Source organism: Micromonospora wenchangensis (assembly GCF_002210435.1).
Lineage (GTDB): Bacteria > Actinomycetota > Actinomycetes > Mycobacteriales > Micromonosporaceae > Micromonospora > Micromonospora wenchangensis.
The window spans coordinates 1-6837 of sequence record NZ_MZMV01000121.1; the positions used below are offsets into that span (position 1 = coordinate 1).

Genomic DNA, 6837 nt, shown 5'->3' on the forward strand with positions numbered 1-6837 from the left:
GGGTGCTGGCGCAGGCGCGCTGGCCGGAGCCGGGCGACGGGCCGCCACCGCCGCTGCCCGGGTTCCTGCACTCGCCGTTCGCGCCACTGGTCGCGGCGGTGGCCGGGCGCTGCCTGGACCGCCGGCCCGGTGGCCCGGCGGCGGCCGGCACCCGGTGCGCGGTGGTGCTGGTCAGCGCCGCCGGTGACCGGCCCAGCGCCACGCACGTCCGGTCGACCGTCGCCGCCGGGGGGCGGGTCGGTCCACTGTTCTTCTTCCAGTCGGTGCCCAACAGCGTCGCCGGGCAGGTCGCCGCCCGCTGGGGGCTGACCGGGCCGGTGGTGTGCCTGAGCCCGACCGGTGACCCCCGGGCCGACGCCGTCGCCGAAGGGGAACTGCTGCTGTACGACGGCGACGCCGACGAGGCGTTGCTGGTCCTGATCGACGAGGCACCCGATGCGACGCCCACCGGCGCGGTCGCGGTGCTGCTGGGGGGAGGAGACAGTCAATGAGGACGAAGGGACTGCGGGGGGTGCTCGCCGCCGATCCGCAGCTCGGCGCGGGGAACGTGCTGGCCCGGGTGCTGGCCCACGGCGCCGACCCGCAGGGGCCGGGGCTGACCTTCGACACCCCGGTCGACGGGCACCCGGCCGGGCAGCCGCTCACCCTGGGGCAGCTCGACGAGCGGGTCGCCGCGCGGGCGGCCTGGCTGCACGCCCGGGGGGTGCAGCCGCGCGACCCGGTCGCCGTGTGGGCCACCGCCGCCGCCGACATGGTGCTGAGCTTCCTGGCGCTGACCCGGATCGGCGCGATCCCCGCGCTGATGAACGGCAAGCTGCGCCCCGAGATCGCCGCCGAGTACATCCGCCGGCTGCGGGGCGTCGGGGTGCTCGCCGACGCCGAGCACACCGGGCTGCTGGCCGGGCACGAGCTGGGCGTACCCCTGCTCGGCACCCCGGCGGAAGCCGGCGCCGGCGACCCCGCCGGGTCGCCCGCCCACTACCGGCACCACCCCGACGACCCGATCGTCATCACCCACACCTCCGGCACCACCGGGGTGCCCAAGGCGGTGCTGCACTCGCACGCCAGCCTCTTCGCCGCCACCCGGCACCTGCTGTCCATGCCGCAGGCGCAGGGCACGCGCCGCATCCTCAACGCGCTGCCCGCCCCGCACACCGCGACGGTGCTGATGGTCAACCAGGCGCTCGGCAACCGGGCGGAGATGTTCCTGCTGTCCGAGCAGGGCGGCGAACGGGTCCTCGACGCCATCCAGCAGTGGCGGCCCGACGGGGTGTTCGGCTTCTCGATGACCTGGGCCGAGCTGGCCCGCTTCGACCTCAGCGGGTACGACCTGGACTCGGTGCGGTTGTGGTTCAACACCGGCGACTGCTCGCACGAGCCGCACGTCCGCCGGCTCGTCGCGGTCGGCTCGCGGGACGTGGTCACCCGGCAGGGCGTCACCCGGGTCCCCGGTTCCGTCTTCATCGACGGCCTCGGCTCCAGCGAGATGGGGCACTCGATGTTCCACATCACGCACACCACCGACACCGACCGGTACGGCCGCTGCGTGGGCCGGCCCTACCGGTTCGCCACGGTGGCCGTCCTCGACGCCGAGGGCAACGAGCTGCCCCCCGGCCAGGTGGGTTTCCTCGGCATCGACTCGCCGTCGCTGTTCCGGGGCTACTGGAACGACTCGGTCACCAGCTACCGGTTCCGGCTGCGCGGCTGGTACCTCACCGGTGACCTGGTCCACGCCGACGCCGACGGTCGCTACTACCACCTGGACCGGGCGGTCGACTCGGTGACGCTGCCCGACGGGCGGCGCTACTTCACCGCGTTGTCCGAGGAACGCGTCCTCGCCGCCTGCCCCGACGTCACCGACTGCACGGTGCTGATCGTCGCCGACGGCGACACGGTCACCACCGACGTGCTGCTGGAACTCGCCGCCGGGGCCGACCCGACGGTCGACCGCACCGACACGATCCGGGCCGCCCTCGGGGCGGACGTGGGGGCGACCCTGCGCCGGGTGGTGCCGGTGAGCGCCGACGACATCCCGGTCACCGTCACCGGCAAGGTCCGCAAGGTGGCGCTGCGGGAACGCTACCTCGCCGAGTCGTCGTCATGACCGTCGTCATCACCGGCATGGGCCTGTTCAGCCCCGTCGGGCGGGGCGTGGACGCGACCTTCGCCGCGTTGACCACCGGCCGGTCCGGGTTGAGCCGACCGCCCGAGGGACACCCGGCCCGGGAGTCGCTGGAGGTCGCCGGGGTGCTCCCGCCGATTGACCCGCGTACGGTCGCCACCGGCCCGGAGACCAAGGTGCTCGACCGGGTGGTGCTGTTCGCCCTGCTCACCGCCGCCGACGCGCTCGCCGACGCGGGCATCGTGGTGGGCCGGGACGTCGACCCGGCGCGGATCGGCGTCGTCGTCGGCGGGGTCGGTGGCATGTCCACCCTGGAACAGCAGGTGATCGCCCGCACCGAACGCGGCCGGGCCGCCGTCAGCCCGTACCTGCTGACCGGCATCCTGCCCAACATGGCCTCGGCGCGGATCGCCATCGCCCACGGCATCCGCGGCTACAGCTCCTCGGTCGGCACCGCCTGCGCCTCCGGTGCCCAGGCGGTGGCCGACGCGGCCCGGCTGATCCGGGCCGGCGAGGCCGACGTGGTGCTCTGCGGGGCCAGCGAGGCGCCGCTCTTTCCGACCTTCGCCGACACCTTCGGCAACGCCCGCGCGTTGGCCCGGGGCTGGGCCGACCCGACCGAGGCGAGCCGCCCGTTCGACAGGCGACGCAACGGGTTCGTCCTCGCCGAGGGGGCCGCCCTGCTGGTGCTGGAACGCGCCGGGCACGCCGCCGCCCGGGGTGTCCGCACGTACGCGGAGGTGGCCGGCTACGGCAGCACCACCGACGCACACCACCCGACGATGCCCCGGCCCGACGGCGAGGGGGCGGCCGACTGCATGCGCGCCGCCCTGGCCCGGGCCGACATCCCGCCGGCCGAGGTCGGCTACGTCAACGCCCACGGCACCGGCACCAAGCTCGGGGACATCGCCGAGAGCACCGCGCTGGGCAAGGTCTTCGGCGTCGGCGGGGTGCCGGTCAGCTCCACCAAGGCGCTCACCGGGCACCTGCTCGGCGCGTCCGGGGTGGTGGAGGCGGCGGCCTGCGCGTTGGCACTGCGTGCCGGCCTGCTGCCGCCGACGTACCACCTGGACGACCCGGACCCGGACTGCCCGGCGGACCACGTCCGTGACGTGCCCCGGGCGAGCCGGGCCGAATTCGCGCTCACCAACTCGTTCGGATTCGGCGGGCAGAACGTGAGCCTGCTGCTGCGGCGCACCACCGGGGCTGGCGCCCGGCCCGCCGAGCCGGGGAGGTGATCGACGCTGCGACCCGGGCCGCACGTGCCCGGACGGCAGTCACGGGGGGACATGGGGAAGGGCTGGAGAGATGGACATTCGTGGAATAGACCACATCGAACTGTACGTGGGGGACGCCCGGCAGGCGGCCTTCTACTTCGGTACCGCCGTCGGTTTCACCCTGCTCGGGCAGGGCGGGCCGGAGACCGGGCTGGTCGGGCAGCGGTCCCTGCTGCTGGGGCAGGCCGACATCCGGATGGTGCTGACCACCGGCCTGACCGCCGAGCACCCGGCCGCGGGGTACGTGGCCCGGCACGGTGACGGGATCGCGGTCGTGGCGGTGGAGGTCGGCGACGCCGCCGGGGCGTACGCGGAACTGGTGGCCCGGGGTGCGACGCCGGTGACCCCGCCGCGCACCTGGACCGGCGCGGACGCCGAGGTGGTGACCGCCGAGGTGGGCGGCTTCGGTGACGTGCTGCACCGGCTGGTGGAACGCCGGGGCGACCGGGCCGACTTCCTGCCCGGCGCGATCGAGGCGACCCCGGCCGGCGGCGGGGCCGACGAGCGGCTGCTCGCCGAGATCGACCACCTGGCCGTGTGCGTGCCGCCCGGCCAACTCGACGACACCGTCGCGCACTACGAGCGGGTCTTCGGCTTCGCGCAGATCTTCGAGGAGCACATCGAGGTCGCCGGTCAGGCGATGAACTCCAAGGTGGTGCAGGACGCCTCCGGGCGGGTCACCCTGGTGCTGCTGGAACCGGACGCCGGCCGGCGTCCCGGCCAGATCGACGCGTTCCTCACCGAGCACCACGGGGCCGGGGTGCAGCACCTGGGGCTGCGCACCGACGACATCGTCGGAGCGGTCGGCGCGCTCGGGGCCCGCGGGGTGCGCTTCGCCGGCACCCCGGCCGCCTACTACGACGACCTGGAGCAGCGGGTCGGCAAGATCGACGCACCACTGGACCGGCTGCGGGACCTCAGCATCCTGGTCGACGCCGACCACGGCGGGCAGCTGCTGCAGATCTTCACCGAGTCGATGCACGTGCGGCGCACCCTCTTCCTCGAACTCATCGAGCGGCGGGGGGCGCGCACCTTCGGCAGCGGCAACATCCGGGCCCTCTACGAGGCCAAGGAACGGGAGCTGGCCGTGGCGGGGGCGACCCCCGCCGTCGCGGCCGGCACGGCACGAGGAGCAGGTGCATGACCACGACACATCCGACGTTGACCGCCGAGGAGGAGGCGCTGCTCCCGTCCGACGAGGACGTGCGCCACTACGCCGAGCACGGCTGGTACCTGTCCAAGAAGCTGCTCACCGACGACGAGGTGGACGCCCTGACCGCGGCCACCGACCGCTACTACGAGGGCGAGCGGGACCGCACCCTGCCGGTGCGCCCGCCGAAGCTGGCCTACTGGGACCCGTCGAAGGGGCCGGTGCAGCGGCACAACGACTACGTCCACGTCGAGCACGACGGGATCGCCGCGATCCTGCGCAAGCCGCTGATCGGCGCGGTCGCCGCCCGGCTGGCCCGGGCCGACGAGATCCGGATCTTCCAGTCCACGCTGATCTACAAGCCGCCGATCTCGGGCGAGCCGTCCAACATCGTGCCCTGGCACTTCGACAAGCACTACTGGTCGTCCTCGTCGTCGGAGCGGATGCTGACCGCGTTCATCCCGTTCCACGACTGCGGGGAGGAGATGGGCACCATCACCATGGTCGACGGCTCCCACCGGTGGTCGGAGACCGGCGCGGACGACACCGTCGTGCGGCACTTCGCCGAGCGGGACCGCGACCAGCTGGAGGAGATGCTGGCCGAGAACGCGGCGCACAACGGCGCGCAGATCCGCAAGATCCCCATGGTGATCCCCAAGGGGCACATGAGTTTCCACCACTGCCGCACCTACCACGGCAGCGGCGCCAACGTCAGCGGACGCCCGCGCCGGGCGATCTCGCTGCACCTGCAGGACGGCGACAACGCCTACCGGGAGTTCCCGCTCTCGGACGGCAGCCTCGCCGCGTACAACCACGACGTGCTGGTCCGCCGCACCCCCGAGGGTCGGCCGGACTACGCGGACCCCGACTACTGCCCGGTCATCTGGCGCGATCGCGCCCAGCAGGAAGGCTAGAACATGTCACGGTACGACTGGGGTAAGACACATCCGGGCATCGAGCGGCTGGAGCAGGCGGTGACGGACCGCCGCGACGTGGTGGTCAAGCACCCGCTCTACGCCAACCTGGACACCCACGAGGCGTTGGTCACCTTCATGGAACACCACGTCTTCGCGGTCTGGGACTTCATGTCCCTGCTGAAGTCGTTGCAGCGGCAGCTCACCTGCGTGACGGTGCCGTGGATCCCCACCGGGCCGACCGGCAGCCGGCGGCTGATCAACGACATCGTGATGGTCGAGGAGAGCGACGAGCTCGGCGAGGGCTACATCAGCCACTTCGAGCTGTACGTGCGGGGGATGGGCGAGGCGGGTGCGGACACCACCGCCGTCGACCGGCTGGTCGACCTGCTGCGCGGCGGCACGTCGGTGACCGACGCGCTGGTCGAGGCCGGGGTGCCCGAGGCGTCACGGGCCTTCGCCGCCACCACCTGGAAGATCATCGAGTCGACGCCGGTGCACTGCCAGGCCGCCGCGTTCGCCTTCGGCCGGGAGGACCTGATCCCCGACATGTTCACCCAGGTCGTCGCGGTCAACGAGCGCAGCAACCGGCTGCACACCTTCGTCGACTACCTGGAGCGGCACATCGAGGTCGACGGCGAGCAGCACACCCCGATGGCGATGCAGATGCTCGCCGACCTGTGCGGCGACGACGACGTCAAGTGGCAGGAGTGCGCCGACACGGTCAACCTGGCGCTGACCGCCCGGGCCCAGCTCTGGGACGACATCCTCGCCGCCGTCAAGGAGGGCCGCGACCGGTGACCGACGCCGACCCGGCCCGGCTCTACCGCACCGTACGGCTCATCCGCCGGTTCGAGGAGCGGGCCATCGCCCTGGTCCGCTCCGGGCACATCGTCGGCGGCATCCACCCCTACCTCGGTCAGGAGGGGATCGCCGCCGGCGTGTGCGCCGCGCTCGGCGCGGGGGACCTGGTCACCGGCACCCACCGGGGGCACGGTCACGTGCTCGCCAAGGGTGCCGACCCGGCCCGGATGATGGCCGAACTGTGCGGCCGGGAAACCGGACTGAACCGGGGCCGGGGCGGCTCCATGCACGCGGCGGACCTCTCCCTCGGGGTGCTCGGCGCCAACGCGATCGTCGGGGCGTCCCCGGCGATCCTCACCGGCGCGGTGTGGGCCCACCGGCAGCGCGGCAACGCCGTGCTGGGGGCGAGTTTCTTCGGTGACGGCGCGGTCAACGAGGGGATGCTGCTGGAGGCGTTCAACCTGGCCGCGCTCTGGCAGGTGCCGGTGCTGCTGGTCTGCGAGAACAACGGCTACGCCACCACCATGCCGGTGGCCGGCGCGGTCGCCGGCACCATCACCGGGCGGGCCG

Annotated in this window: 7 protein-coding genes; all 7 read left to right on the top strand. The window is 73.4% G+C overall.

Going from position 1 to position 6837, the window contains the following annotated elements; all coding sequences use genetic code 11:
• Window positions 1–2 precede the first annotated feature (2 nt).
• Window positions 3–491: a beta-ketoacyl synthase chain length factor gene (locus B5D80_RS32275; protein WP_088647708.1), complete on the top strand. Its 489-nt coding sequence runs from the start codon at window positions 3–5 to the stop codon at window positions 489–491.
• The gene (locus tag B5D80_RS32280; protein ID WP_088647709.1) at window positions 488–2104 is read left to right on the top strand and encodes a class I adenylate-forming enzyme family protein; all 1617 of its coding nucleotides are present in this window, start codon (window positions 488–490) and stop codon (window positions 2102–2104) included. Before B5D80_RS32275 ends, B5D80_RS32280 begins: the two co-directional genes overlap by 4 nt.
• The gene (locus tag B5D80_RS32285; protein WP_088647710.1) at window positions 2101–3360 is read left to right on the top strand and encodes a beta-ketoacyl-[acyl-carrier-protein] synthase family protein; all 1260 of its coding nucleotides are present in this window, start codon (window positions 2101–2103) and stop codon (window positions 3358–3360) included. The genes B5D80_RS32280 and B5D80_RS32285 overlap by 4 nt, the downstream gene beginning before the upstream one ends.
• A gap of 70 nt (window positions 3361–3430) precedes the next feature.
• Window positions 3431–4543, top strand: a complete 1113-nt coding sequence (gene hppD / locus B5D80_RS32290) for a 4-hydroxyphenylpyruvate dioxygenase (RefSeq protein ID WP_088647711.1) — start codon at window positions 3431–3433, stop codon at window positions 4541–4543.
• Window positions 4540–5463 (top strand): phytanoyl-CoA dioxygenase family protein, encoded by a 924-nt coding sequence (locus B5D80_RS32295; RefSeq protein ID WP_088647712.1) that lies wholly within the window; start codon window positions 4540–4542, stop codon window positions 5461–5463. The genes hppD and B5D80_RS32295 overlap by 4 nt, the downstream gene beginning before the upstream one ends.
• Before the next feature lie 3 nt (window positions 5464–5466).
• Complete coding sequence (locus tag B5D80_RS32300) at window positions 5467–6264, top strand: DUF3050 domain-containing protein (protein ID WP_088647713.1); 798 nt, start codon at window positions 5467–5469, stop codon at window positions 6262–6264.
• On the top strand, window positions 6261–6837 hold a 577-nt coding region (locus B5D80_RS32305; protein WP_144081839.1), incomplete at its 3' end, for a thiamine pyrophosphate-dependent dehydrogenase E1 component subunit alpha. The genes B5D80_RS32300 and B5D80_RS32305, both read left to right, overlap by 4 nt.

Excerpts from the sequence above, each read along its gene's own strand:
- B5D80_RS32280 (WP_088647709.1), top strand. The coding sequence starts at position 488 with ATGAGGACGAAGGGACTGCGGGGGGTGCTCGCCGCCGATCCGCAGCTC.
- B5D80_RS32285 (WP_088647710.1), top strand. The coding sequence starts at position 2,101 with ATGACCGTCGTCATCACCGGCATGGGCCTGTTCAGCCCCGTCGGGCGG.
- hppD (WP_088647711.1), top strand. The coding sequence starts at position 3,431 with ATGGACATTCGTGGAATAGACCACATCGAACTGTACGTGGGGGACGCC.
- B5D80_RS32295 (WP_088647712.1), top strand. The coding sequence starts at position 4,540 with ATGACCACGACACATCCGACGTTGACCGCCGAGGAGGAGGCGCTGCTC.
- B5D80_RS32300 (WP_088647713.1), top strand. The coding sequence starts at position 5,467 with ATGTCACGGTACGACTGGGGTAAGACACATCCGGGCATCGAGCGGCTG.